General features: G+C 53.6%; 23 protein-coding genes and 1 pseudogene. 14 read left to right on the plus strand and 10 right to left on the minus strand.

Annotated features, from left to right (window positions below):
- The first annotated feature begins 54 nt into the window (after positions 1-54).
- The 3 genes from ACL02P_RS10030 to ACL02P_RS10040 all read left to right on the plus strand — a co-directional run bounded on the left by ACL02P_RS10030 (position 55) and on the right by ACL02P_RS10040 (position 1,380).
- Positions 55-384 (plus strand): YtrH family sporulation protein, encoded by a 330-nt coding sequence (locus ACL02P_RS10030; RefSeq protein WP_009226738.1) that lies wholly within the window; start codon positions 55-57, stop codon positions 382-384.
- On the plus strand, positions 381-881 hold the full coding sequence (locus tag ACL02P_RS10035) for a hypothetical protein (RefSeq protein WP_036646464.1): 501 nt from the start codon (positions 381-383) through the stop codon (positions 879-881). The genes ACL02P_RS10030 and ACL02P_RS10035 overlap by 4 nt, the downstream gene beginning before the upstream one ends.
- 199 nt (positions 882-1,080) lie before the next feature.
- Positions 1,081-1,380 (plus strand): YtpI family protein, encoded by a 300-nt coding sequence (locus ACL02P_RS10040; RefSeq protein ID WP_009226736.1) that lies wholly within the window; start codon positions 1,081-1,083, stop codon positions 1,378-1,380.
- A 60-nt stretch (positions 1,381-1,440) separates the two neighbouring features.
- Here the strand turns inward: ACL02P_RS10040 and ACL02P_RS10045 are convergent, their stop codons facing one another.
- Together ACL02P_RS10045 and ACL02P_RS10050 are read right to left on the minus strand one after the other, a co-directional pair.
- Complete coding sequence (locus ACL02P_RS10045) at positions 1,441-2,775, minus strand: DRTGG domain-containing protein (RefSeq protein ID WP_009226735.1); 1,335 nt, start codon at positions 2,773-2,775, stop codon at positions 1,441-1,443.
- Positions 2,776-2,826: 51 nt separating this feature from the next.
- Positions 2,827-3,567, minus strand: coding sequence for a YwiC-like family protein (locus tag ACL02P_RS10050; RefSeq protein WP_009226734.1), 741 nt, complete (start codon positions 3,565-3,567; stop codon positions 2,827-2,829).
- A gap of 234 nt (positions 3,568-3,801) precedes the next feature.
- On the opposite strand from ACL02P_RS10050, the gene ACL02P_RS10055 reads away from it, so the two are divergent.
- The 3 genes from ACL02P_RS10055 to ACL02P_RS10065 are packed head-to-tail and all read left to right on the plus strand — an operon-like array spanning position 3,802 to position 4,648.
- The gene (locus ACL02P_RS10055) at positions 3,802-4,035 is read left to right on the plus strand and encodes a DUF2249 domain-containing protein (protein ID WP_009226733.1); all 234 of its coding nucleotides are present in this window, start codon (positions 3,802-3,804) and stop codon (positions 4,033-4,035) included.
- 16 nt (positions 4,036-4,051) lie between these two features.
- Positions 4,052-4,411, plus strand: coding sequence for a hypothetical protein (locus tag ACL02P_RS10060; protein WP_009226732.1), 360 nt, complete (start codon positions 4,052-4,054; stop codon positions 4,409-4,411).
- A complete protein-coding gene (locus tag ACL02P_RS10065; protein ID WP_009226731.1) occupies positions 4,412-4,648 on the plus strand; it encodes a DUF2249 domain-containing protein in 237 nt (78 codons plus the stop codon).
- Positions 4,649-4,740: 92 nt separating this feature from the next.
- On the opposite strand, the gene ltrA is transcribed toward ACL02P_RS10065, so the two are convergent.
- Both ltrA and ACL02P_RS10075 read right to left on the minus strand, forming a co-directional pair.
- Positions 4,741-6,159, minus strand: coding sequence for a group II intron reverse transcriptase/maturase (gene ltrA / locus ACL02P_RS10070; protein ID WP_068693838.1), 1,419 nt, complete (start codon positions 6,157-6,159; stop codon positions 4,741-4,743).
- Positions 6,160-6,591: 432 nt separating this feature from the next.
- A pseudogene (locus ACL02P_RS10075) lies at positions 6,592-6,927 on the minus strand (SPASM domain-containing protein); the annotation flags it as partial.
- Between the two features lie 117 nt (positions 6,928-7,044).
- Between ACL02P_RS10075 and ilvB the strand changes: the two are divergent.
- Entirely contained in the window at positions 7,045-8,766 is a 1,722-nt protein-coding gene (ilvB, locus tag ACL02P_RS10080) for a biosynthetic-type acetolactate synthase large subunit (RefSeq protein WP_412837200.1), read from the plus strand.
- 93 nt (positions 8,767-8,859) lie between these two features.
- On the opposite strand, the gene ACL02P_RS10085 is transcribed toward ilvB, so the two are convergent.
- From ACL02P_RS10085 to ACL02P_RS10095, 3 genes are all read right to left on the minus strand, one after another.
- Positions 8,860-9,153 carry a hypothetical protein gene (locus ACL02P_RS10085; protein ID WP_009227034.1) on the minus strand — a complete coding sequence of 98 codons (294 nt, stop codon included), beginning with the start codon at positions 9,151-9,153 and terminating at the stop codon, positions 8,860-8,862.
- A 139-nt stretch (positions 9,154-9,292) separates the two neighbouring features.
- A complete protein-coding gene (locus tag ACL02P_RS10090; RefSeq protein ID WP_260071918.1) occupies positions 9,293-9,637 on the minus strand; it encodes a YlbF family regulator in 345 nt (114 codons plus the stop codon).
- Positions 9,638-10,067: 430 nt separating this feature from the next.
- Positions 10,068-11,237 (minus strand): DUF445 family protein, encoded by a 1,170-nt coding sequence (locus ACL02P_RS10095; protein WP_412837201.1) that lies wholly within the window; start codon positions 11,235-11,237, stop codon positions 10,068-10,070.
- Between the two features lie 241 nt (positions 11,238-11,478).
- On the opposite strand from ACL02P_RS10095, the gene ACL02P_RS10100 reads away from it, so the two are divergent.
- From ACL02P_RS10100 to ACL02P_RS10125, 6 genes are read left to right on the plus strand one after another with little or no spacing between them, the layout of a single operon-like run.
- Positions 11,479-12,846, plus strand: coding sequence for a YheC/YheD family protein (locus tag ACL02P_RS10100; RefSeq protein ID WP_323076165.1), 1,368 nt, complete (start codon positions 11,479-11,481; stop codon positions 12,844-12,846).
- Between the two features lie 41 nt (positions 12,847-12,887).
- Positions 12,888-14,000 carry a YheC/YheD family protein gene (locus ACL02P_RS10105; RefSeq protein WP_339301887.1) on the plus strand — a complete coding sequence of 371 codons (1,113 nt, stop codon included), beginning with the start codon at positions 12,888-12,890 and terminating at the stop codon, positions 13,998-14,000.
- 23 nt (positions 14,001-14,023) lie between these two features.
- Positions 14,024-15,400, plus strand: coding sequence for a YheC/YheD family protein (locus tag ACL02P_RS10110; RefSeq protein WP_323076161.1), 1,377 nt, complete (start codon positions 14,024-14,026; stop codon positions 15,398-15,400).
- A complete protein-coding gene (locus ACL02P_RS10115; RefSeq protein ID WP_009227040.1) occupies positions 15,397-16,521 on the plus strand; it encodes a YheC/YheD family protein in 1,125 nt (374 codons plus the stop codon). The genes ACL02P_RS10110 and ACL02P_RS10115 overlap by 4 nt, the downstream gene beginning before the upstream one ends.
- 37 nt (positions 16,522-16,558) lie before the next feature.
- A complete protein-coding gene (locus ACL02P_RS10120; RefSeq protein ID WP_412837333.1) occupies positions 16,559-17,113 on the plus strand; it encodes an N-acetyltransferase family protein in 555 nt (184 codons plus the stop codon).
- Positions 17,070-18,179, plus strand: a complete 1,110-nt coding sequence (locus tag ACL02P_RS10125) for a YheC/YheD family protein (protein WP_412837202.1) — start codon at positions 17,070-17,072, stop codon at positions 18,177-18,179. Before ACL02P_RS10120 ends, ACL02P_RS10125 begins: the two co-directional genes overlap by 44 nt.
- 33 nt (positions 18,180-18,212) lie before the next feature.
- Here ACL02P_RS10125 and ACL02P_RS10130 read toward each other — a convergent pair whose 3' ends face one another.
- Together ACL02P_RS10130 and ACL02P_RS10135 are read right to left on the minus strand one after the other, a co-directional pair.
- Complete coding sequence (locus ACL02P_RS10130; protein WP_036646671.1) at positions 18,213-18,911, minus strand: HAD family hydrolase; 699 nt, start codon at positions 18,909-18,911, stop codon at positions 18,213-18,215.
- A gap of 251 nt (positions 18,912-19,162) precedes the next feature.
- Entirely contained in the window at positions 19,163-19,309 is a 147-nt protein-coding gene (locus ACL02P_RS10135; RefSeq protein ID WP_009227045.1) for a hypothetical protein, read from the minus strand.
- A 400-nt stretch (positions 19,310-19,709) separates the two neighbouring features.
- On the opposite strand from ACL02P_RS10135, the gene ACL02P_RS10140 reads away from it, so the two are divergent.
- On the plus strand, positions 19,710-21,086 hold the full coding sequence (locus tag ACL02P_RS10140) for an IS110 family transposase (RefSeq protein WP_009227146.1): 1,377 nt from the start codon (positions 19,710-19,712) through the stop codon (positions 21,084-21,086).
- A 379-nt stretch (positions 21,087-21,465) separates the two neighbouring features.
- Here the strand turns inward: ACL02P_RS10140 and ACL02P_RS10145 are convergent, their stop codons facing one another.
- Positions 21,466-23,169: a cellulase family glycosylhydrolase gene (locus ACL02P_RS10145; RefSeq protein WP_412837203.1), complete on the minus strand. Its 1,704-nt coding sequence runs from the start codon at positions 23,167-23,169 to the stop codon at positions 21,466-21,468.
- Positions 23,170-23,297 lie beyond the last annotated feature (128 nt).

The following is a 23,297-nucleotide window of genomic DNA, read 5'->3' on the forward strand; positions in this document are numbered from 1 at the left end:
CCGCCCATAGAATGGTAGAAAGACCGGACAAACCTCGGAAAGGGGCAAGCGCGCATGAGCACGTTTTTGACCAAAGCGGTCATGGATTTCTTTATCGCCTTCGGAATTGTGGTGGGGGGCGCCATGGTTGGCGGCATCGGCGCAGTCGTTTCACTGCAGCCTCCGACGCAGACGATGCTGGACATTGCCGACCGCATTAAAATATGGGCGCTGGCTGCTGCAGTTGGCGGCACGATCGACCCGATGCGGGTCATTGAGAGCAATTTTTTTGACGGGAACCTGTCTCCGGCCATCAAACAGATCTTGTACCTGTTGTTCGCCTTTCTCGGGGCGCATATGGGTTCGGAATTGGTGCGCTGGATGTGCGGGGGAGGACGGGGATGAATGAAGAGGCGAAACAACCGAAGCTAACGGGCTTTCGCAGGTTTATGCAATTCACCGCCGTGTTTATCCTCGGCATGGTAACCGGAAGTATCGTGTATAACGTCATTTATCAGACCAGCTACAATTTGCTGTGGATCCAGAACAAAGACCTGACCATCCAGCTGCATCAAGCCGAAGAGGACATTCGGACGCTAAAAAAATACAACAACCGTTCCACCGTCATCAAAGAGATCAAGGTGCGCGTGGAGGAACGCGATCCGCCGCTCGATTCGCTGGCGGTGAAGGAGGTCGCCGAGCAGCTTCACAACGAATTAGAGGTGCTGCGGGGTCGAAATATTTTTGATATTGACTCGGATGCCAAAATGGCCCGCACGCTGTTAAACCGAAAAATCTATGTCGTTCGCGACAAGGAATACGCGATTCAAATCAAGACGATGCTGGTGAGTGACGGGGTGCTTCAGGTTTGGGTGGACATGCGGCCCTATATTCGTCTCTAGCAAATCATGCTAAAATATGAGGTAATTCACTTGAGACGGCAAACAAAACTGTAAAAGTGCAGGAATTTTCTCCATTTCAAGAGCATGTGGATTGAATAACTGTTTTTGCGATTAAAAACTGTATTTTTGCAGGAATTCGACGTTCTGTTGCTGCTCAAGCGCGTATCCACTCTACGATTAAAGGAGCTACGAACCTCTCATGATCCAAACGATCCAATCCATTCTTTACGTGATTTTGATCATCAGTTGCGTGGGCTCGGTCTTCTTCAGCTTTAAGTCCCGGCGTTCGCTCGATCCGAAGACGCGGGGAATGGCGGCCGCCAAAATGAATATCAGTATGGGCGTGATGCTGATCGTTCTGGCCCTCATCCAAATGTTCCTGTTCAGCGGCTCGACGCTTCGCGTTGTCATCGGCGCTGTGTTTATGGTGCTGGGGGCGTTTAACATCTTCGCCGGCCTCCGCAACCATGGCTTATATGCCCGGCAAAAAGAGGGATAACCTCGCGGCCCCAGGCCGTTAGGCTATCCCTCTTTGCATGCAGGATCCCCGCTCCGCTGCTTAGGCATGGTCGATGGACTGCAGCGTCATGACCGCCTTCGAAACCAGCGAATCCTGATAGGTTAACATAATTTCCAGCTTGCAAGCCCGGCGGCTCATCTCCAGTAATACGGGGGTGATAACCACCGGGTTTTCAATTTGCACCGGACGGACGAAATAGGTCGTCAGGTTATCGACCACAAAGTCGCCGCCGCTGGCGTCTTTGGCCGCGCGAAGTCCGGCTTGGGTCATCAGCGAGGTCAGGACCCCATGCGAGATCGTCCCCAAATCGGTCGCCATCTGCGGCGTAATCATTCCGCGGAAGAACAATTTCCCCTCTTCGTCCCGTTCCTCGGCAAACCCGTTCCACATTAAGTGCTCAAACGTTTCGCCCAGCTGCGGCTGATTCCGTACGTCCCGCATCGCTTGCAGCACCTCGCGGCGCGTCACCGACGAGACCAGCTTCCGGTTGCGGTCCACGACAGGCAAGAAGTCGATCCCTTCCCAGACCATGATTTGCGCTGCCGAAGCGAGCGATGTCTGCAGGCCAACGGTGATCGGATGGCGGGTCATGCATTTCTCAATCGGCTGGTCGCCGCTCAGCTCTTCGACGTTCTTCCGGCTGACGATCCCGATGACCCGGTTCCACTCGTCCACCACCGGAAAATGCTGCTGCCCCGTCTCTAAAGACAACTGATCAAAATCGGAAATGTTGCTGGTCGCCTTCAGCATGCTCACCCGCGGTTTGCGGCTGACGATGTCTTCCACCAGCATGATTTTTTTCTTAATCAAACGGTCAAATAACGCCCGGTTAATCATCGATGCGACGGTAAACGTGTCGTGACGCGAGGAGATGATCGGCAATGCCAGCTTGTCCGCCAGCGTCTTCACCTCGCGGCTCGTCCCGAACCCCCCGGTGATCAATACCCCGGCGCCTTGCTCCAGGGCAAGTGAATGGGCATTATCGCGGTTCCCGATGATCAGCAGGCTGCCGGCGTCAATGTATCTGGCCATGGCATCGATTTTCATCGCGCCAATGACATACTTGTTCAGCGTTTTGTTCAATCCTTCTCCGCCGCCCAGCACATGACCTTCGACGATCTCAACCACATCGCCAAAGGTGAGCTGGTCCGAGATGTTGCGCGGCTTCTTCTCCACGCGAACCGTGCCGATCCGTTCCTTCGTAATGACGATCCCGAGATTCTCCGCTTCCTTCACCGCCCGGTAGGCGGTACCTTCACTTACCCCCAGCGCTTTGGCCAGCTTGCGCACGGAGATTTTCGTTCCAATCTTGAGTCCTTCGATATGTTGGAGCAGCTGTTCGTGTTTTGTTACGCTTTCTTCCGGTCCCTCCAACTGTTATACCCCCTGCCCGAATCTGTACTATTCTGTATTCATTATACACATTCAGGCGTAGGTCATCCAGAAGGCGGCAAGAACAATAACAGAATAGACAATTTCCAGCATGCCGGACTGCTTGGCGGTAATCCCCGTCCGCGGGAACCAGACCGCTCTAGCCAGCAGGATCAATGCGGCGATCCACAGCGCCGGAGAGAGCAGCCATACGGCCAAGATCATCAGCATAACGTGGTAGGCTACGGAGTAGCAATAGAATCGCTTATTATTCCGTTCGCGGATGATGGTTTTCACGTAAAAAGCGGTCCCTACAAAATACAACGTGCTGATCAGGAACAGTTCCGTGGCGAGCCGAAGATCGGTTCCTCCTCCAAGCTGATACGAGATAAACACCATCAAGCTGAATTGCACGATCGCCGCGATGTCGTTCAGCAGAGCGCGTTCGCGCTTCTGCTTGGCATAGAAGGCATTCACCCCAAACAGCGGCACGAACAGGAGAGCCAACTTCAGCACCTCGGGGCGAAGCAGGACCAAAGTGAGCGCCGCAGGGACCAGCAACGCACCGTAGAGCAGCAAAGGCTTGCGGTATCGGTCGGCTTTGGCTTTGGTCTTGGCTTTTCCCCTCCGAATCCATTGCAGCAAAGGAAACATAAACAGATAAATGAGAAGCCAGCACACAAACAACAAACCGTGGATCGCCCCGGGGGTAGAGGCGAGCATGCCAAACAGAAACGGAACGATCAGCATGGCCCAGGCTCCATGTTGATTCGGGATGTAATCTCGGACGCGCATGTTATCGGTTCCTCCTTCTAATCGTGAGCCATCAAATTCAAATTACGCACATTATAATCGTCCGGCATCGGCACCCAAGTGACAGAAATCACTTGATTCATGGCAGCTTCCGGACAAATCCGCCGAGAAATTTTTGACGGTTTCGCATCTTGTGACTGATATCACAATCCCGCTCAAGTCCGTTGCTATAATGGGGGCGAATCGTTAAATTCTAAACATTTAGGAGGACTTCCCATGAGTCAATTCAAAGCTACTGTCAACGCCACCGAATATCCGCCGCAGCTCAAGCATAAGACCATTTTTGCAACCTTTAATTCCCTGGAGCCGGGGGAAGCGATGCTGCTGATTAACGACCATGACCCGGTACCGCTCCGGTTTCAGTTCGAGGCCATGCATCCCGGCGGTTTCACTTGGGAGTACATTGAGCAGGGGCCAGAGATGTTCCAGGTGAAAATCGGCAAAAACTAAGCAGGGGGAATGCCCTATGGCAACGATTACGGTTGTCGATGAGAAAACAATTAAGATTGCCGTCGAGCTCGAGGATGCGTTACGGATGATTGAGGAAGCGGAAAGCAATCTGGAACGCTATGCCAGCGAGATCCTCACCATCGCGGAAAAAATGCCGGAATTCCAATACACCTATTTCTGTTTCTATGCCTACGATACTTCCGCTTTGTTTGAAAAAATGCTGGGGATCGATCCAAAGCAGTATTTGTCCTTCTCGCTGGATGCGCCGGACTCGTTCTTCTATACGCTGTACGGCGGCATGAAGGGACTCAGCGGTGCAGCTCGGCTCTGCCAAGCATTTGCCGCCGAACGGACGGACGTGGAGGTGAATCCATAAATGGCAAACCAGATCGTTGAACTCGACGTTCGGCCGATTCTTCGCCGCGGCGAAGAGCCGTTCAGCGTTATTATGGACACGGTTGGGAAGCTGCAGGAGGGTGACAGCCTTGTTCTGCACGCCACAATGAAGCCCGTCCCGCTCCTGAAGGTGCTTGAAGGTAAGGGCTACCGTCATGAATGCGAACAACTGGCAGCGGATCATTGGAAGGTGACATTTGAACCGATTCAAGCTTAGGTTTTTGCAGAAATCGGGTAGGAGGCTACCCATTAATTGGGCAGCCGACCTCCCACACCACCGTACGTACCGTTCGGTATACGGCGGTTCCATTAGGAATGCGCAGTAACTTGTCGATAATAATCAGAAAAGAAAAGGAATCCGAGGTTCTTCAGCCTATTGTTACCGAGGGACTTCGAGAGGATTGGGCTATTGGAGATTCTCCAATAGCCCTTTCTTGTGTTTGCGTATTCCCACGCCTTCTGTTCATGAATTCCGAGCGATATAAGCCTTTCGAGTTTCGTCCTCACTCGTTTCCATTGCTTCCAGAAGACCATTCGGATACGCCTTCTCATCCATTTATCAGTGGTTTGGAGTAGTTGTTTCATGTCAGCAAGCTTGAAATAATTTACCCATCCCATGATGTAACGCCTAAGCTTCAGCGCCCGGTCGGTGTTGCCCATTCCGTTGCTTCTCGACGTTAGCTCTTTCACTTTAGCTTTCATCTTGGATACGGATTTGGGATGGATTCTGACCCGCGTTTCCCCTTTGCTCTGGTAGAATGAGAAGCCAAGAAATTTAACTTTTGTCGCATCGTCCACGATCGTTTTCTCCCGGTTTACCTTGAGAAACAACTTCTTCTCGATGTAAGGGAGAATTTTCGTCAGGGTACGCTCCGCACTCCTCCTGCTCCGGCAGAATATGAGCATATCGTCTGCGTATCGCACGAATCGATGTCCTCTTGCTTCCAGTTCCTTGTCCAATTCATTCAGCATGATATTGCTGAGAATCGGACTTAGGTTCCCTCCCTGCGGTACGCCGATTTCCGTGTCCTCAAACTTATGCTTCACGACGACTCCCGCCCGGAGATACTTATGGATGAGCGAGATCACTCGTCCGTCTTTGATCGTTCTTGAAAGCACCTCGATGAGCTTGCTTTGGTTGACGGTGTCAAAGTATTTCTCCAAGTCCATATCCACCACGTAACGATATCCCTCTTGCACGTATTGTTGGCTTCGTTTCATCGCGTGGTGTGCGCTCCGTTTGGGTCGGAATCCGTAGCTGTTGTCTGAAAACTGCCTCTCATAAATTGGCGTAAGCACTTGGGCGATTGCCTGCTGGATGACTCGGTCAACCACTGTTGGAATGCCAAGGTTTCTCTTCTTTCCGTTCTCTTTGGGAATCTCTACCCTTCGAACGGGATTCGGGCGGTACTTGCCGCCCAAGATCAGTTGCTTGATGGTCTCGCCGTTGTCTCTGAGATATTGTAGAAGTTCATCTACTCCCATCCCGTCGATTCCGTGCGATCCCTTGTTCGCTTTGACTCTCTTGAATGCTTCGTTCAAGTTGTCCCTGCTAACGATTTTCTCAAGCAACCGGTCCTTCGACTCGGTTGCGTTGGTGTCGTCGGTTTCGGTTATCCTCGCAGGACTGTGCACTCCCGCATATCCTTCGTGTTCCGCACTATTCTTTTGCAGAGAGTCTTCCGTTAGAAGTTGGCTGCCCTTGGCTCCTGTTTCGGTAACTTTCATTGACTTCACCTCCTAAGGTTCAGCCCTTCCCTCGAACCGTCGACTGTTCGCGGTACTATGGCGTCTGCTGACTTCTCATGATAAATCTTGTTTCAACCGTGATTCGAAGTGCATCTCCTCACGTCCATGAGACCTCCCACGGTAAGACGATTCACTTTCCTTCCATATACCCACATCATTTACATTGGTACGTCCGTGTAGTTAATTGGACTTCGTCTTGTTTAGCAGACTCATCCCGTATCCTATGCCTGATGATGTTCGTGTTCCTTGGGCCGGAAGTTTGCCTCCAGCTTCCTTTGGATTCCACCTCGCGGTGGACACCCTTGCTCTTGGCTAGTGGTTGGTAACTACAAACCCCCACAGTGGACTTTCACCACCTAGTTAATCGCCATGCGTGGCACACCAAGAAAAGGAGGCCGCTCGGCCTCCTTATTATTTTTGTTGTTGTGAAAATCCTCGTGGAATATATGCGCAATACGGATCGCTCTCCAAATAATCGCCGGTAACCGCATAAGCCCTCGCTCTTGAACCTCCGCACAGCTCCTTAAATTCGCAGACGCCGCATTTTCCCTTCAGCAAGGATTTGTCCCTCAGCTCCCGAAGGATCGGTGAGTTCCGATAAATATCCACCAATGAAGCGTTCCGGACATTCCCGCAGCTAACTGGCAGGAACCCGCTTGGATACACCTCGCCAATGTGACTAATGAAGACGAACCCGTCTCCGTCATTTACACCTTTCGGCGAGCGGCCGAGCAGATCTTTACGTTTGGGCGCTGCCTCTCTGCTTCCTCCGGCCAAGGCGTCCCACGAATTATGACTGGGATCACTCCACAAGCGAATCTCCCGCGATAAAATAGTCAAAATTCCACCGGGAGGTCTGACCTAATGAGAAACATCCAAGAATCCAAGTTAACCTCCGCCCGAAGCGGAGCGGAGCTGTTAATCGATTGCCTGCTTGCGGAACAGGTCGATACGATCTTCGGATACCCGGGCGGGGCAGTAATTCCTATTTACGATGCGCTGTACGATTGCCGAGAGATCCGGCATATTCTGACCCGGCATGAGCAGGCAGCCGTACACGCGGCGGACGGCTACGCCCGCGTGACGGGGAAGGCGGGGGTTGCGCTCGTCACCTCCGGACCAGGCGCAACCAATGCGGTCACAGGGATCGCCAACGCCTACATGGACTCGGTCCCGATGGTCGTGCTGACCGGTCAGGTGTCGACTGATCTGATCGGTCGGGACAGCTTCCAGGAGGTCAACATTTTTGGCATGACGATGGACGTGACCAAGCATAATTATTCCGTGATGGATATCCGCGAGTTGCCTAGAATCATCAAAGAGGCTTTTCATCTCGCTGTCACGGGACGACCGGGGCCGGTCCTGATCGATCTGCCCAAGAACATCATGACCGCTCAAACCAACTTGAGTCCGGCTGCCGAAATCCACATCCGCGGTTACGTGCCTTCAACCCAGATCGATGAGGAGGCCGTACGGCTGATTGCGAGCAAGATCGAAAGCTCCGAGCGCCCGGTGCTCGTTGTCGGGGGCGGCGCCGTGGCATCCGGTGCGGCCGAGCCGCTGTTCCAGCTTGTAGAAACCACGCAAATTCCGGTGGCGACTACGCTGATGGGCATCGGGGCCTTCCCTGCCCGCCATCCGCTCTATCTCGGGATGCTCGGGATGCATGGCACGTATGCCGCCAACCGGGCGGTGCATCACGCCGATCTGCTGATATGTCTAGGAACGCGGCTCAACGACCGACTTTCCGGCAAGGCTAAGTCGTTCGCTCCCCATGCCTGGAAGATCCATGTGGACATCGATGATGCTGAGCTGGACAAGAACATTCCTGTTGATCTGGGGCTGTGCGGAGATATCGGGGACCTGCTGCGGAAGTTAAATGCGTGCGCGATCCCGCCCAAGTCGACCCGCTGGGCTGAGGAGACGGCCGGATGGCAGCGAAAGGTGCCGCATTATAACGAGTCGGTGGCTCCAGGATCGCTGAATCCGCAGGAGGTCATTCGGCTGATCGACAAGCATACCCAAGGCCATGCTGTGGTGGCAACCGATGTAGGTCAGCATCAAATCTGGACCGCCCATCACTACCAGTTCTCCCGGCCCAGTTCTTTCCTGACCTCCGGTGGACTTGGAACCATGGGCTTTGGCTTCCCCGCCGCTATCGGTGCCGCCATCGCGTTGGAAGGTCCGTCCGCTCCGCCGATTGTCTGCATCACCGGGGACGGCAGCTTCCAAATGAACCTGCAGGAGATGATGACAGCCGTGGATTACGGCTTACCGATCAAAATCGCCATCCTGAACAATGGTTATTTGGGGATGGTGCGGCAATGGCAACAGCTGTTCTATGAACGGCGCTACTCCTCCGTCCACCTCACTTCGCCGGATTTTGTAGCGTTTGCCGGCGCCTACGGAGTACCCGGGCTGCGGGCGCAAACGCCGGAGGAAGCCGATGCCGTGATCCGGCAGGCGTTAACGCACCCCGGCCCCGTTCTGATGGAATTTAACGTACGGGAGGAGCAAAACGTCTACCCGATGGTCCCGCCTGGAGCCAGCAACGATCAAATGCTGACCGGCGAAGACGAGAGGTAGTGCCATACAAAATGAGCCGAGGACGAAAAAAAGGGACTGTTCCGGAAGATCATTACACTTCCGGAACAGTCCCTGTCCATTTTTAGCACGGGCTTATGCCTTTTCACCGTGTTTTCCGTCCGCTCCCCATTGGAGCTCCCATTCCCGGTATTTTTCCCGCCGGATTCGGTCCAACTCCCGCTGCTTCTCTTCATTGACACCAAGAAGGAAATGCAGGTGAGCCCCGATGACGAGGAAGGCAAACCCTGCCCACACCGCGCCAAATACCGACACCCAGCCGGCTCCAGGCTCAAACGAAATCATCGGCAAGGCATAAACGAGCATCGCTAATGCCAGAATCAGATAAACGGCATGCTTCCATTTGCTTGGTTTTCTTACGACTTTCATCCTCTGCAGCTCCTTTATTTTCATAGATTACGAGATACGTTGATGAGGTCTTCCCCTTGTCTCTTCTATCTCTATGAACGGGGCTGCAGGAATATGATAGAAACTTGTGAATCAAGAAAGCGTGCGTAAAAGCGCGAAGTTAGATCCCCGCGCCGTACAGGTGGGACAGGCTGTCCGTAATAATCTTGTTGACGTCCTGAATGATCACGCTAAGCCGGCGTTCGGCGTCAAACAGACGACGGATATTCAAGTTCAGACTCAGCACCTCGAACTGTTTCTCCATTTGTTCCATTTCCTCTTGCGTCGGCATCTCTCCAGCCATCATTCGCTGCTGGACTTCATTTTGGCGAACCCGAAAATCGTCGAGCATCCGTTTGCTTTCGGGATCGGCCTCCACCAGCTTCATCGCTGCCGTGATTTCGGCTACCTCCTGGCTGTCCTTCAAGGCTGCCGCCAGTTCATGTGCTTTGTCATAAATGTTCATTAAGTTAAACCTCCAAATTTGATTTAGTGTAATCCAAGCGGGCGTAAGACGAGCCTGTCCCCTGCTTGCTTTCCAGTTTGCTTTCTAACTTGCTTTTTAGCTTGCTTTCTAGCTTACTATCTAACTTCCGTTCTAGCTCGCTTTCTTGCGTTCTTGTGCTAACGCTGATCAAGAAGCTTATTTGCCCAAAAAACGAGGAGTACAATTTTTAACGCTGATCACAAAGCTTATCGACCCGAAAACATCGCTGTTTAGCGCAAATGACAAGAAATAAGCTCTGTGGCAAGCGTTAGAATTTCATTTCCCTCTTTTCGGCGCCAATAGCGCTCCTCACAAGCGTTAGAAGAAGTACCGCGAGGACTCATGGCCCGCGACAGCAGACAACCGACAACCGTCAGACCCTACACCGACAACCGACAGCCGCTAGCCATCAGCCTACCCCGCCGAATAGCAGTAACAGCGACTGGAACAAGCCGATGATTCCGCCAAGCAATACGCCAAGCCAAGTAATGGCGCGAAATTCCTTGCCGGAGACGCTGAGGATGACCTCCTCCAGCCGTTCGATCGGGAATCTCTGCACCTGTTCCTCGACGAGGCCCGGCAAATCCACCGCCTGCATCGCCGCCGGAATGCCCTTGGCAATCAAGCGCAGTAGCCGCTCGGTCAGCACCGGAACGAAGCCCTGCACCGACGCTTTCCACGGCTCGATCAACGAGCGAATCGGTCGGTTCTCCGCTTGCTCCAGCCAACGCTCCAGCGGCAGCTGCTCCAGCTTGCCGCTCAGCCAGCTTAGCGCCTCTTCGCCGGTTAAGAGCGCCAGCAGTTCCGCCACCGGCTTCTCGCCGTACAGCTCCAGCCGCGTCTCGATCGCTTGGGCGGTTTTGCTTAAAGCTTCCTCGCCCCGCAGCGCCTGAACGAGCGCTGGGGTCATTTTTTGCACCAATTTGTCCTCATCCACAAAAATCGCCGCCATCGTGCCAAGGAATCCGCCGGCCCGGTCCATCAGCCCCGCCGCCATTTTCGACAGCATGCGCTGTCCGTTGGCCGACAGCAGTTCCTCTTCCACGACGCCCAGTAACGCGCTGGCCAGCGCAGCGCTCCAGGCTTTGCGGTTCTCCTCAGACCAACCGGGAACAAGCCGCTTCACTGGCAGGCTGCTTAGGTCCGCATGTCCCCATAGACGCGCCAGCCCCCGCATCGCCGTTGCTCTAGCCCCAGCCGCCAGCTTGGACTTCAGCGCCTCGAACTCCTCCTCGCTCCACACCCGGAGTGCCGCTTGCCGAAGCGTTAACTCGCTGGAGCTTACGCGTTCCACGAAGCCGCGCAAGGCATTCTCCGCCTTGTTCCGGAACGCCGGACGCTGCACGGTTTCCTGCAGCCCTTCGGCCGTCACCAAATACTCGGCCACCACCTGACCCAATGATTCGGCGATATCGTCACGGCGTTTCGGGATCAGTCCCGGTGTAAAGGGAACGTGAAATTTGCCGATATGTATGGGCTTGCGCGGATGAAACAACATTTTAATCGCAAAATGGTTGGTCACGCCGCCGACAAAAGCAGCCACCGCGACGCTCACCAACACGTAAAGCCAATCGGGCACCCTCTCTTCCTCCTTCTTTCTCTTAGGCTGCTGCCCTAACTATCTTCCGCGATATCCGTCTTCGGCCCGCGCCTGGCAAGGAGTAAATCGCTTTATTCCTTCGCCCGGAAGCCGCCGAAAACGGGCATAGGTTAATCACCAAGGATTCTATGTCCTCATATGATGCATTACATGCATTTTACGCAGATGATCTTTACTTGCATCCAAGACTCTAGCTTAGCTTGGAAGGAGATCCGCATTCATGCCCTCCAAAAAAATTACGGTACAAATCATGAGTCCGGGCATTCTTGAAGACGACATTCTCGTGCTCGGAGACATGCTGATCAAACAGTGGAAAATCCCAACGCATCTTCCGCTTCTACTCACCTTCGGATCATTTCGGCACCGCGTGAAGGTCATTCCCTTATCCAGATCCGACGGAGTTCGCATGAGCTCGGGTCTGGCTAGAAAAATGGGAATCCAACCGCGGTCGCCGCTGCGACTCATCTATCGGCCGCATTCCTCGACCCTTCAACTGGGTCCGCTGTTAGGAGTTCTGCTCAGTCAGGATTTCCCCGGTAATCCGGAACGGCCGTTTGGCCAAATGACCAAGTTCTGCAAAGAGCTCGTGAACGCCTGCTCGCGCCAAGGGGTATTCGTCTATTTCTTTACCCCCAATCATATCGGCACCAGCACAAGCCAGATCTCGGGCTGGGTCTATGGCAACGGGTGGAAGCAAACCCAGCTGCCCGCCGCAGATGTATTCTACAACCGGCTGAATTCGCGGAAATTGGAGAACAAACCTAGCGTACAGCATTTTATGAAAGAAGTAAAATCCCGCTACGGGAGCCATTTTTTCAACGAGAAATATCTCGACAAAACCGAAGTGTTCGACGCGCTTAGCCGAGATGCCTCCGTGCAGCGTTATTTGCCGGAATCGCATCTGTTTCGCAATTACGCGATGTTGAAAGCGATGTGCAGCAAATATCCCGTCGTCTTCCTGAAACCAATCAAGGGAAGCTTGGGCAAAGGCATCATCCGTATCTCGCGGCTTGAAGGCGGCGCCTTCCAGACCTTATCGACCCAGGTTGGTGGCGCACAGCGCCAAGTATATCCGAGCCTCGCTAAGCTGTTCACCGCGTTATCCGGCAAAATGAAAACGACTCGCTACCAAATCCAGCAGGGGCTTCACTTGATCGAGGTGGATCATAGGCCGGTTGATTTTCGGGCGTTGGTCCAGAAGAACCTGTACGGCAAATGGAATACGACTTCCATCGTGGCCCGGATCGCCGGGAACCATCATTTTGTGTCCAATCTGGCTCGCGGCGGCACGCTGAGTAAGGTGAAGGACGCGATTGCCCGCAGCTCGCTGCCGGCTGGAATCAAAAGCAAACTCGCCTTAAAGCTGAAGAAGGTGGCGCTGGACGTCGCCCAGAGTGTCGATGCGCAAATCCCGGCCCACTTCGGGGAGTTCGGGATTGATTTGGCGGTGGAAACGAGCGGCCGGGTGTGGTTGCTGGAGGTCAACTCCAAGCCGTCCAAGAACGATAATACTCCGATCGGCGAAGACAAGATCCGCCCTTCGGTCAAGCAAATGATCGAATATACCCGCTATTTGTCCGGCTTTTAGAGGTTGCCCTTGGAGGGCCTCTTGGAAGGAGGGAATCAGCCATGTACAAAACATCACAAGGGAACGTTGGCATCCTGGTCTCCGAAAGCAGCGGTCCGCTCCCCTTCGCGGAAGTTGCGTTCTGCCGCAGATTATGCCGCATCGGCGCAAGGCATGGGCTTCACGTGTACGTCTTCTGCCTCAGCTGGATCGCTTTGGGGAACGCTGCCGGCATTCCCGCCTACACCTTTGAACACGGAACCTGGATTCGCAAATGGTGCCCCCGGCCGGACATCATTTACGACCGTTGCCTGATCCATGACCGCAAGCAGCAGCTGCGCAAGCATCGTTTGCTCGAACGGCTGGCGAAAGAGCATCCCTTCGTTTATTTGGCCCGGGGTCTTGCGGGGAAATGGGCGGTATACCAAGCTCTGCTTGAATGCCCGGAGGTTACCGAATATTTACCGGAAACGGCGCTGTACCAAGGGCAGGCTCAGCTGGACCAATGGCTGCAAGCCCATGACGGAGAAGCCTTCCTGAAGCCGCGGAACGGTACGCACGGCAAACGGACGCTGCACGTCAAATGGCATCTGCCGCGTGATGAAGTCAGGGTTGTCGGCCGGAGCGGGCGGAATACGGTCTTCCGGCGTCGCTTTTCCACCAAGCGAGCAGGGCTGGATTGGATTGACCGCTTTACCGGGAGACAGCCGTTCCTGGTTCAGCCGTATTTGCAGTTGAACAGCTCGGACGGCGAACCCTTTGATGTCCGCGTCCTCATGCAGAAAGACGCCAAGGGCGAATGGAGCTTGACGGGGATGGCGGTCCGCGCGGGCCGCAAGGATTCGCTAACCTCCAATTTGCATGGAGGCGGTACCGCCCATCGGGCACTGCCTTATCTCATTCGCGAACTCGGGGAGTCTGAAGGCAAAGCCGCTGAAGCCGCAATCCGCAAACTGTCACTCTTGATTCCGGCCTATCTGGAGACCCGTTTCGGCAGGCTGGCGGAGCTGGGCCTTGATTTCGGCGTTGACCGCCAAGGCCGTGTATGGGTGCTGGAGGTCAACTCCAAACCGGGGCGCTCCTCGTTCTTTCGGATCGGCGATCCGGAAACCGCCAGAAGGTCGCTGGAAAATCCGATAGGCTATGCCCGCTATTTACTGCTGAGCAAACCCTGATCACTTTTAGGAGGATAAAATCCATGAGTTTGACTTTTTGCAACGTCCATTTCACGCAAGCCCCCGACCGGGTGGTTTACGTGTCAGGGGCTCTTATGAAGAATCTGAAGCTGTCCGGAAAAAAGTTGGTTCATCTAAGACTCGGGGGAGATCGGGTCCCCGCCACCATCAAACGGATTAATAAAGCGGGAAACCACTTGTACCTTGCCAGCGGCGTTCGCAGAGGCATTAAAATCCCCAAACCCGGCGGCGTCTACCTCCGCAGCCAGCAAGAGGGAGAAGTGCAGATCGGCCCGCTTATCGGCGTGTTGTCCGACGGCCCCACGTCCTCGCCAACGAACCCGTTTGGCTCGCGCACCGCATTCATCAAGCAACTCCTTCGGCAGGGAAGCCGGATATCCTATATCTTCGCGTTCACCCCGCGGGATATCCATTGGGGAGACGAAACGGTGAACGGCTACTTTCTGAACGAAGCTGGGCGGTTCGTGCGGAAGCGGGTACCGCTGCCCGACGTGGTGTATAACCGCCTCCCCAGTCGCCGAGCCGAAACGACCAGCTCGATCAGTCAGCTTCGGGACCGGTTCGTCCGCCGGAGGATTCCTTTCTTTAACTGGAGTTTTTTTAATAAATCCGATATTTACCGCCTGCTGGAGAAAGACCCGACGGTGGGACGCTACGTGCCCGAATCGATTATGAGTCCGACGCCGGAGCAAATTAAGGAGATGCTGGACCGGCATTCCCTGGTTTATTACAAGCCGAACAGCGGCAGTCTGGGCAACGGGATATATCGCCTGTCCTACATCCCGAGAAGCGGTTATTATGCCAGGTATCGGAAAAATGGCCGGAACGCCCTGCTGCGCTTCTCTTCCTTCAACAGCCTAATGCGCACGCTGCAAGCCAGACACGGCCGGGCGCTCCGCGGATACGTGGCCCAGCAGGGGATTCGTCTCATCGAAATCGACAACTGCCCGATCGATTTCCGGTTTCACATGCACAAGAACGGGAAGAACCAATGGGTTGTCGTTGGCATCGGCGCGAAAAAAGCCGGCAAAGGCAGCGTAACCACGCACTTGAAGAACGGCGGCTCCCTGCTCACTCCAGAGCAGGCGCTCACCCGCGCATTTGGCTCGCGTGCCGATGAGGTGCTGCGGAACGCGAAAGCCGTCGCGATCACGTTGGCCGAAGCGATTGAATCCCATCAGCAGCATTTGATCGGCGAGATCGGATTTGATATCGGGATCGACCGGGAAGAGAAAATTTGGATGTTCGAAGCGAACGCCAAGCCAGGCCGTTCGATCTTTAAACACCCTTCACTTCGGGCAGAAGGGAAGGCGTCAGTAGACCACATCCTGGATCATTGCCTCTACTTGAGCAAATTCCGGAGGAGAGATGGCTCATGAACAATCCAGTATTGAACGAGAAGAAGCCCGTCGTCGCCGTGCTGACCGTGGATGATAACGTCCGGCTATTCCGCGGTAACCGCAGCAACTTCAGAGACCTCGTCAAAACCGGGCAAGAGCTGGATTGTCCCGTATATGTCTTAACGGCCAAAGACTTGAAGCTTAGCGCCAAACGCGTCCAAGGATATTTGTTCCACCCGGAGGAGAAGACGTGGAAGAAGCATTGGTTCCCCTTGCCCGACGTCATCTACAACCGCATCCCCCTCCGGGAGGATGAGAAGAAGCCGGAGGTGCGCCGCAAAATCGATGAGGTGATCCAGCATGAATCGATTCATCTGTTTAATCCTTTTTTCTTCAATAAACGGCGACTATTTGAATGGCTGAAGAAAGGCCGGGCGACCAAAACGCTTGTGCCGGACACGAAAAAAATGCTAGGACCCAAAACGCTGACCGCGATGCTGGAGAAATACGGCTCCCTGTACCTTAAGCCTGAGGGCGGAAAAGCCGGAAAAGGGATCATGCTGCTGCGACTGGACGTGGATCATCCGAGACCTTACCGGCTGACAATCCAAGGGAAGAAGCGCCGAAACATCATTTATCGAACCGCCAAACTGCCCTTGTTGTGGAGGAGAATCAAAAGAGAAGCCGGGATGACGCCCTACATCATGCAAGAGGGCATCGAGCTGACCTCCTATCGTGGACGCCACTTCGACATGCGCGTGCTCGTGCAAAAGAACGGCAAAGGCATTTGGATGGTGACCGGGATCGGCGCCCGTCTGGCCGGACCGAAACGGATTACAACCCATGTTCCGCAAGGCGGCAGCATTGAAGACCCGGAGAAGATGCTTCTCCCCGCCTTCGGGTCCGATATGACGACACTGCTCCTCAGCCGGATTAAGTCCAGCGCCCTCTTGATTGCCAAGCAAATCGAGAAGGAATCGGGCTTCCTGCTTGGGGAGATGTCCATGGATCTTGGAGTGGACACCGACGGACGCCTGTGGTTTTTCGAAGCGAACGCCAAGCCGATGAAGTTCGATGAGCCGCATATTCGCAAGAAATCGCTGGAGCGGATTTTTCAATACAGCCAGTATTTATACCGCCAGCCGAAACACAAACCGTGAAACGAACTACGACCAACACGAAAGGAGGACGGTCGTGATGGAGATTCGAGCCGTGACCTTGGAGGATGGAGCTCCTTGGGAGCCGCAGCACAGTGAAATATTAGCTTTCATCCGAAAATATAACTCCGGCCGCGTTCCGCCCACCGTCCTCCGGAATCTGCTCCGGCTGACGCCAAGTGACTTGAAGCGGCCTGGCTGCTCCTTGCTCGTTGCCCGCATCCGAGCGGAGGACGGGGAGCGGCTGGCCGGCGCCTCTTGCGTCATGGATTACGGCCGCAAGCTATGCGTCGTCGTCGTCCATCCGCTGTACCGCGGCCGCGGGATCGGCGCGGGGCTGCTCCAAGCCCAGCTGACTCGGCTGGGGCAGCTTAGCTTTCGGGTGGCGTTGAGTCAGATTCAGAGCTTGCGCATGTGCTTTCGTGCAGGGATGTACGCTTCGGGCCTGACCCGGGATCCGAACGGGAAACCGCTGCTTCTGCTGGAGACCCGGCCCGTTTCCCCAACGTCTGCAACGTCGGTCTCCCATACCAGCAAAGAAGGTGATATTATTGTCACAACCCGTCCTGGGCATCCTGACCTTGTACCTCAATAACAAGAAGCTGCTGGAGGAACGCCATATCTACCAGCGCATGATCACTGAGGGAAAAAAAATGGGCCTGGACATATTCGTGTTCACCCCAATGGACGTGATTGACCAGAAAAAGCAGATCCTTGCCCTCGAGTACGATCCAAAGGGCAAGAAATGGTTCCGCAAATGGCGCAGCTTCCCAGACCTGATCTTTGACCGCTGCCGGATCCAGCGCAGCAAGCGGTTCGAGCAGCTGCTGAAGTTTCGGGCGCGTTACCGTCATCTGACCTTCCTCAACCGGCCGCTGCGCAATAAGTGGACGATATATCAAACCTTGTCCCGCAAAAGCCGATTCCGGTCCAACCTGCCGGAGACGGTGTTATTTCAAAGCAGCAGCGATGTGTTTAACCTGCTCAAAAAGTATTCCGCCGTCTACGTCAAACCGATTAACGGCACGGGAGGCCGCGGCATCCTGCGGGTAGAACGCCTGGACAGCAATCTCTTCCTGATCCAGGGACGGAGACAGAACCGCAATATCATCGCTCCCCAGAAAATCCACAAATCCCGGCTGGGCACGTTCCTGCTGGGCTGGAAAGGAAGCGGACGCTTCATCGCCCAGCAGGGCATCCAGATCAAGCTGCCAAGCGGCCGCGTTCACGACTACCGGATGCTGGTGCAGAAGAACGGTCAAGGCCAATGGGAAGTGACCGGCTGCGCCGGAAGGGTGGGTCCTCCCCGCAGCGTCACCTCCAATCTCCACGGCGGCGGTCATGCCGTGGCGATGAATACGCTGCTGAAGCAGTGGATCCCAAGCGAGGAGCGGCAGCAGGAGGTGCGCCGGACGGCGGAGAAGCTCAGTCTGGAGGTCGCAGCCTACCTCGAGGAGACGTTTGGGGCCTTATGCGAGCTGGCACTAGATTTGGCGATCAACCGCCATGGCCAGATCTACCTGCTTGAGGTGAACCCCAAACCTGCCCGCGAAGTGTTCCATCAATCGGGCGACTCCCAAGCGTACCGCGCAGCGATCATTAGGCCGCTGGAATACGCGTTATGGCTGCATAAGCAAAAAGCCGCTTCCCCCTCCAATTAGGAGGGAAGCGGCTTACTGCTTGTTATTTGCCTATTACGCTTCCTCCGCCGCCTGATCATACAAGGAGATCAGTTCATCGAAGTTGCGAATCCGCACGTCGGAGCCGGCCAGCTCCCGGTCATCCCCGAAGCCGGCATAGGCGCAGCCGATCACGGCTAGCCCGTTCCGGTTGCCCGCTTCAACATCCGAGGAGCGGTCCCCAATCATCCACGCGCGGGTGATGCCATGCCGATCTAGGAGCAGCTTGACGAGATCGACTTTGGTCGCCGTTTGAAACTCCCCTGCGCTAAAGAGCCCTTCAAACAGCGGAGCAATTCCATGCGCCTCGGCCACTCCTTTGACATAATGCTCTAGCCCGTTGCTGGCAACAAACAGCCGTACGCCCCGTGCTTTGAGCTCCTGCAACGTTTCCGGCACTTGCGGATACAACCCGGTAGCCAGCTGCTGCAGCCCTTCCAGCTCATATTCCAGCAGCAGTTCATCGGCCCGGCGATGCACCGTCTCGCTATGGTTCGGAATCACCCGGCGCCAGATGTCCGGCAGCAGCATCCCCAAGCAGCTCAGGATCAATTCTTCCGGCGGCGTCTCCCCGGCATACAACCCTTCTTTTCGCAACTGGTCAAACACCTTATGAAAAACCGGTATGAGCAGCGTTTCTGTTTTGAATAACGTCCCGTCCATGTCAAAGATCATCGCTTCCGGCCTAGAAAGCTTGACAGCCTGTCTCTCCATCTCCACATTCCTTCCGTATGTATGATATAGCCTCATGATATGTCAATCAGCATTCCTTGTAAACCGAAGCATGATCCTAATTTCGCCCAAGTTCCCCAACGTCTCTTGATCTCGGCCCCCAGCAGCAACAAGATTGGAAAAATAACCTGAAATGGAAATGCGTAGAAGTCATAGGTCTTCATTGCAAAATCCCACATCTCCATAATGTTGTTGTACAACGAGTTGGCTAAATACGTAATCAAAAGTCCCAATTACGGTGTGCGTATTGACCCGGATTTCGACCGCTGATGATCCTTCAGGCTAATCATCGGGAGTATGCTGCTAATGCCAGGTGTATTCACCGTATCGGCGAAATCAAACAATTCCATGACCGGGGCGGTCGACAAATTGGTAATCAACGTTTCGGTAAACCCCTAGGGTGGCCCAATCACCGACTTTTCCACTGACCTCGATGTTGAAATTTACGGAATTTAATAGTGGAGTCGCCGGGAAATATCCGTTTGAATAATGCGATGTTCTCATCGACTGAAGAATGAAGGCGTTCCTTGATCTGCAAGGGATTTCCTCCTTTCACCAAAGGGTATGGATATGTTATTCCCAATTTAAGCAAATTTTATCAATGAAATCCCGTTCGGAAGTTTTTCTTGCGATATCAGGATGCCAATCCCCGTAGTTTATACTTTCTGGCGTGTAATATAATCAAAATATAAAGAGGAAATCCCCAGCGACTATCGAAGAAAGAAGCACCTGACAGGGAAGCTTCAATCTTACCTACCAACCACAGGAGGTTAAAGTCGCATGGGGAAATCCTCGCACATTCAAGGCCGTAAGGGAACTAAGTTCAGTCAACAGCTAAGGGGCGTTAACCTGGAGCAAGTCCTCATCGTTGCAATCGATGCGGCCAAGCTCCACCAAAAAGCCTTAATATGCAATTATTTCGGCGACATCATTGAAAAACCCTTCTTTTTCTCAGCGAATAATTCTGGTATGGAGCTGCTTTGCAAGAAGATTAATCAAGCGGTTACAGCCACAGAGGCTGTTCGCTTGTTCCTGGGTATTGAGGCAACAGGCCATTACTATGAAGACATCGTCCGCGAGATGGCGAAACGAGGGTACCACGTTCAGATCTTGAATCCGTATACCACCTTCGAGGAACGCGCCGGCGCACTGAATTGGTGCAAAACAGATGATCTTGATCTTGTGGCCATCGCCCATGCCATCAAAAGCAACAAAGCCACTGAAAACCAGCTTTTGAATGGCGTGCAGCGTCAGCTCCATGTCTTGACTCGAGCACGGCGCTCAGAGACACGGAAGCGTGCTTCCTTGCGTACAGAGATTCGAGCACTTATGGACCTCATCTGGCGCGAGTACCAAGGATATGCAGATTATTCAGCCGGTAGAGCTCGAAAAATCAAAGTATTCAGTGACTTCTGGGGGAAAGCCTCGCTCTTCTTCATGGAGCATTATCCACACCCCGCTGCTGTCCTGAAACTAGGGGAGACCGGGCTACGGAAGCTCTCGATTCAGCATAATCTCAAATTGCGAAACACCACCATCCAGAAGCTCTTGCACGTCGCTGAACAAGCGTTATCGAGAAACTTACAGGAACTTCGGCCTGAGCTTATGTTACTGAAAATGAAGCTACGTGACTTACGAACATTTGATGCCAAAATTAATGTTTTGGAACAAGAGATCGAGAACCTTCTCCTTCAGACAGACGGACGACTGCTTCTTACCGTCCCGGGCTTAGGAGTGACTACCGCGGCTGAGCTTTATGCTGAAATCGGCGATGTATCTCAGTACTCGAACGCAAACCAGTTAATTAAGAAAGCTGGCACAAACCCCATTGTTAAGCAAACAGGTGGCGGCAAAGGCTCCTACCGCAAGATTTCCAAACAGGGAAACGATCACCTTCGTTATGCGGTATATCTAGCAGGTAAGAGTCTCTGCATGCATAATAAGGACCTTAAGCCTTTCTATGATCGTCTGAAGGAAAAAGGAAAACATGAACGAGCCATCTTTGTTGCAATGGGTAATAAGATGCTCAAAGTCGCTTTCGCCATGCTGCGAGACCGTTTACCGTTTCAATCGCAGTGCTCTGATTATCACATCCTTGATGAGGTCAATAAGAAGTTGAACTTCAATTGCGTTATGCCGACACTAGCGACGGCCTAACTAAGCAAGATCTTGGAACCGGTCTTTCTGGGACTGAGGGAAGATCGGATCACTTTCTTGGAGACCTTGGATCTCGTATGTCAGCTTTATCCACCTCGCCCTGTGAATGCGAATTGTACGTTAGCGTATACTCTGCACTCAGCCAGATTGCATCGCAGGATTGAAAAAACGAGGCTATTTCCTTTCAAGTCCGAGAAAGGCCGGTTTCAAGCATCGCTTCTCTGTCAGTTGCTAACTTTTTTGAAAATCTGGGGGGTTAGGTGTGTTTGGGTTACCCAGAAACCTAAAAATTCTACTTGACATAGTACGCTGATATCTTAAAAAAGACAACGGGGACGTATACACTTCCCCGTTGCCTTTGTCTAAGCTTCGGCTGCCATTACTGGGTAATCAGCCAAAAGGCTTCCCAAGCGCCCCCAACCTGATCCCGGTTAGCCACCAGTCCAGCTCCGTTATTCAATTCCACTGTCACGTACTTGTCATTGGCCAAGGCGAACAAGGCGATCGCCCCGTCGGCCAGCTGTTCCTTCCGGAACTTCTCCCATAGTTGAATGCTCTCGCCGCGGGCAATCAGCTTGCCGCCGTCGTTCAAGTCCGCGGTGACGTATTTTCCATTGATTTTGGATTTCAACGAAATCGTTCCATCACTGTTGTTGATGATTTCGAACAGCTCCCAATCCTGGGCTGTATCGCGATTTGCGACCAGCGGAGCGCTGTCGGCGTTCTCCGCGCTGACGATCTTCTTATTCGCTTCCGAGATCAAATAAACGAACCCGGTAGGCGTAGGAGGCGGGGTTGACCCGGTCGTATATTTTTTCACCAAATTTTGCAGTGTGGTGTTTGGCCGAAAATTCTCAGTATTAAATTTGCTCCATTTAGCGGCGATCGTCGCCGGGCTGTCGCTTAAGATGTTTGGCACCGGATTTGGGTTGTTGTTGAAGTAACCCCAGTTCCCGTAGTTCGAGCTGACCTTATACGTCCAGTTCGTCCAAGAGATATTGGAGGCGTTCATTCCAGCCAAGAACTTCTCCCACAGATCGGTAAAATCAAACAGGCAAAATTCTCCGACATACACCGGCACGTTCCACCTGGCTTGGTGATCGCGCAGTCCTTGCAAAGCGGTGTTCACCAGATTGTTCTGCACATTCCAATCAGAAGCCTCGTTGCCGGCCATCGCGTAATAGTGCATCTCGTACACCACGTTAGTCCAACCAAACGTATCCGGGTCATAGAGCTGGTTCCAGTTCCAGGCCGCTTCGATGAAGATCGTATGATCGGGATCGATTGCGCGGATCGCCTTATAGAGTCGGTCATAAAAAGCGTTCAACTGCTCCTTGCTCACCCGGTCAGGTTCATTTAACAGATCGTAACCTGCCACGGTCGGATTGCCTTTAAAATGGGCTGCAATCCCTTCCCACAACCGGACGGTACGATCCTGATACTGCTGGTTCTTCCACAGCTGCGGGTCCGAGTTGACCTCACCCGAGTTATCGAAGGTGTTCTGGGCCCCAAACGTACCGTGCAGATCCAGCAGAACGTAAATGCCCCGATTCCCCGCTTCGCGGACGAGCCAATCCAGCTTGCTCCACGGATCCGCCTTCCAATTGCCGTACTTGTCCATCAGCTCCAGGTACAGAATAGGCACGCTGACCATATTCATCCCCATGTTTTTGATATTGTCCAAATCCCGCGTAGTCAGCCAAGCGTCTTGATACGTTTTGATCAGGCTTTCCGCCGTTTGCGCGCCATGCAGGCTCGTCAACGTTTCACGCAGCGTCCATTCGTCCTTCACGCCAAGCGGTGACATCCAGCTCTCCTGCAACAACCAACCGCCTAGGTTGGTCCCCCGCAGATTGACGATATTGCCTGTGCCGTAGTTGTCCCGCAGCACCGTACCGTTGGCTTTCAGGAAACCGCTTTGCTCAATTCTCGACACATTCATGCCGGAATCTCCCTCTGCGGCTTGGGCAGAAGGAACAAACATGGAGTTACTTAAGGTCAAAGCAGCAAGAATCACACAGAGTAGGAAAGTGCGGAGTATTCTCTGGATGTCACGGACAGCATTGGGTCGGATCATGATCATCACAAATCCTCCTTTATTACAATAATGGTTTATATTTCCTTTTTAAACATAACCTGAATCCGTGATAAAGGTTCTTTGAAAATTAAAGATAATTGAAGGAAAAAGCACCTCCGGTAAAGAAATTAAAA

The organism is Paenibacillus sp. MB22_1 (assembly GCF_047200555.1).
In the GTDB taxonomy this organism is placed as follows: domain Bacteria; phylum Bacillota; class Bacilli; order Paenibacillales; family Paenibacillaceae; genus Fontibacillus; species Fontibacillus phoenicis.

Excerpts from the sequence above, each read along its gene's own strand:
- ACL02P_RS10085 (WP_009227034.1), bottom strand. The coding sequence starts at position 9,153 with ATGAAAGTCGTAAGAAAACCAAGCAAATGGAAGCATGCCGTTTATCTG.
- ACL02P_RS10055 (WP_009226733.1), top strand. The coding sequence starts at position 3,802 with ATGAGTCAATTCAAAGCTACTGTCAACGCCACCGAATATCCGCCGCAG.
- ACL02P_RS10100 (WP_323076165.1), top strand. The coding sequence starts at position 11,479 with ATGCCCTCCAAAAAAATTACGGTACAAATCATGAGTCCGGGCATTCTT.
- ACL02P_RS10040 (WP_009226736.1), top strand. The coding sequence starts at position 1,081 with ATGATCCAAACGATCCAATCCATTCTTTACGTGATTTTGATCATCAGT.
- ACL02P_RS10065 (WP_009226731.1), top strand. The coding sequence starts at position 4,412 with ATGGCAAACCAGATCGTTGAACTCGACGTTCGGCCGATTCTTCGCCGC.
- ACL02P_RS10105 (WP_339301887.1), top strand. The coding sequence starts at position 12,888 with ATGTACAAAACATCACAAGGGAACGTTGGCATCCTGGTCTCCGAAAGC.
- ACL02P_RS10115 (WP_009227040.1), top strand. The coding sequence starts at position 15,397 with ATGAACAATCCAGTATTGAACGAGAAGAAGCCCGTCGTCGCCGTGCTG.
- ACL02P_RS10090 (WP_260071918.1), bottom strand. The coding sequence starts at position 9,637 with ATGAACATTTATGACAAAGCACATGAACTGGCGGCAGCCTTGAAGGAC.
- ACL02P_RS10120 (WP_412837333.1), top strand. The coding sequence starts at position 16,559 with ATGGAGATTCGAGCCGTGACCTTGGAGGATGGAGCTCCTTGGGAGCCG.
- ACL02P_RS10060 (WP_009226732.1), top strand. The coding sequence starts at position 4,052 with ATGGCAACGATTACGGTTGTCGATGAGAAAACAATTAAGATTGCCGTC.
- ltrA (WP_068693838.1), bottom strand. The coding sequence starts at position 6,159 with ATGAAAGTTACCGAAACAGGAGCCAAGGGCAGCCAACTTCTAACGGAA.
- ACL02P_RS10110 (WP_323076161.1), top strand. The coding sequence starts at position 14,024 with ATGAGTTTGACTTTTTGCAACGTCCATTTCACGCAAGCCCCCGACCGG.
- ACL02P_RS10035 (WP_036646464.1), top strand. The coding sequence starts at position 381 with ATGAATGAAGAGGCGAAACAACCGAAGCTAACGGGCTTTCGCAGGTTT.
- ACL02P_RS10050 (WP_009226734.1), bottom strand. The coding sequence starts at position 3,567 with ATGCGCGTCCGAGATTACATCCCGAATCAACATGGAGCCTGGGCCATG.
- ACL02P_RS10130 (WP_036646671.1), bottom strand. The coding sequence starts at position 18,911 with ATGGAGAGACAGGCTGTCAAGCTTTCTAGGCCGGAAGCGATGATCTTT.
- ilvB (WP_412837200.1), top strand. The coding sequence starts at position 7,045 with ATGAGAAACATCCAAGAATCCAAGTTAACCTCCGCCCGAAGCGGAGCG.
- ACL02P_RS10145 (WP_412837203.1), bottom strand. The coding sequence starts at position 23,169 with ATGATCATGATCCGACCCAATGCTGTCCGTGACATCCAGAGAATACTC.
- ACL02P_RS10140 (WP_009227146.1), top strand. The coding sequence starts at position 19,710 with ATGGGGAAATCCTCGCACATTCAAGGCCGTAAGGGAACTAAGTTCAGT.
- ACL02P_RS10030 (WP_009226738.1), top strand. The coding sequence starts at position 55 with ATGAGCACGTTTTTGACCAAAGCGGTCATGGATTTCTTTATCGCCTTC.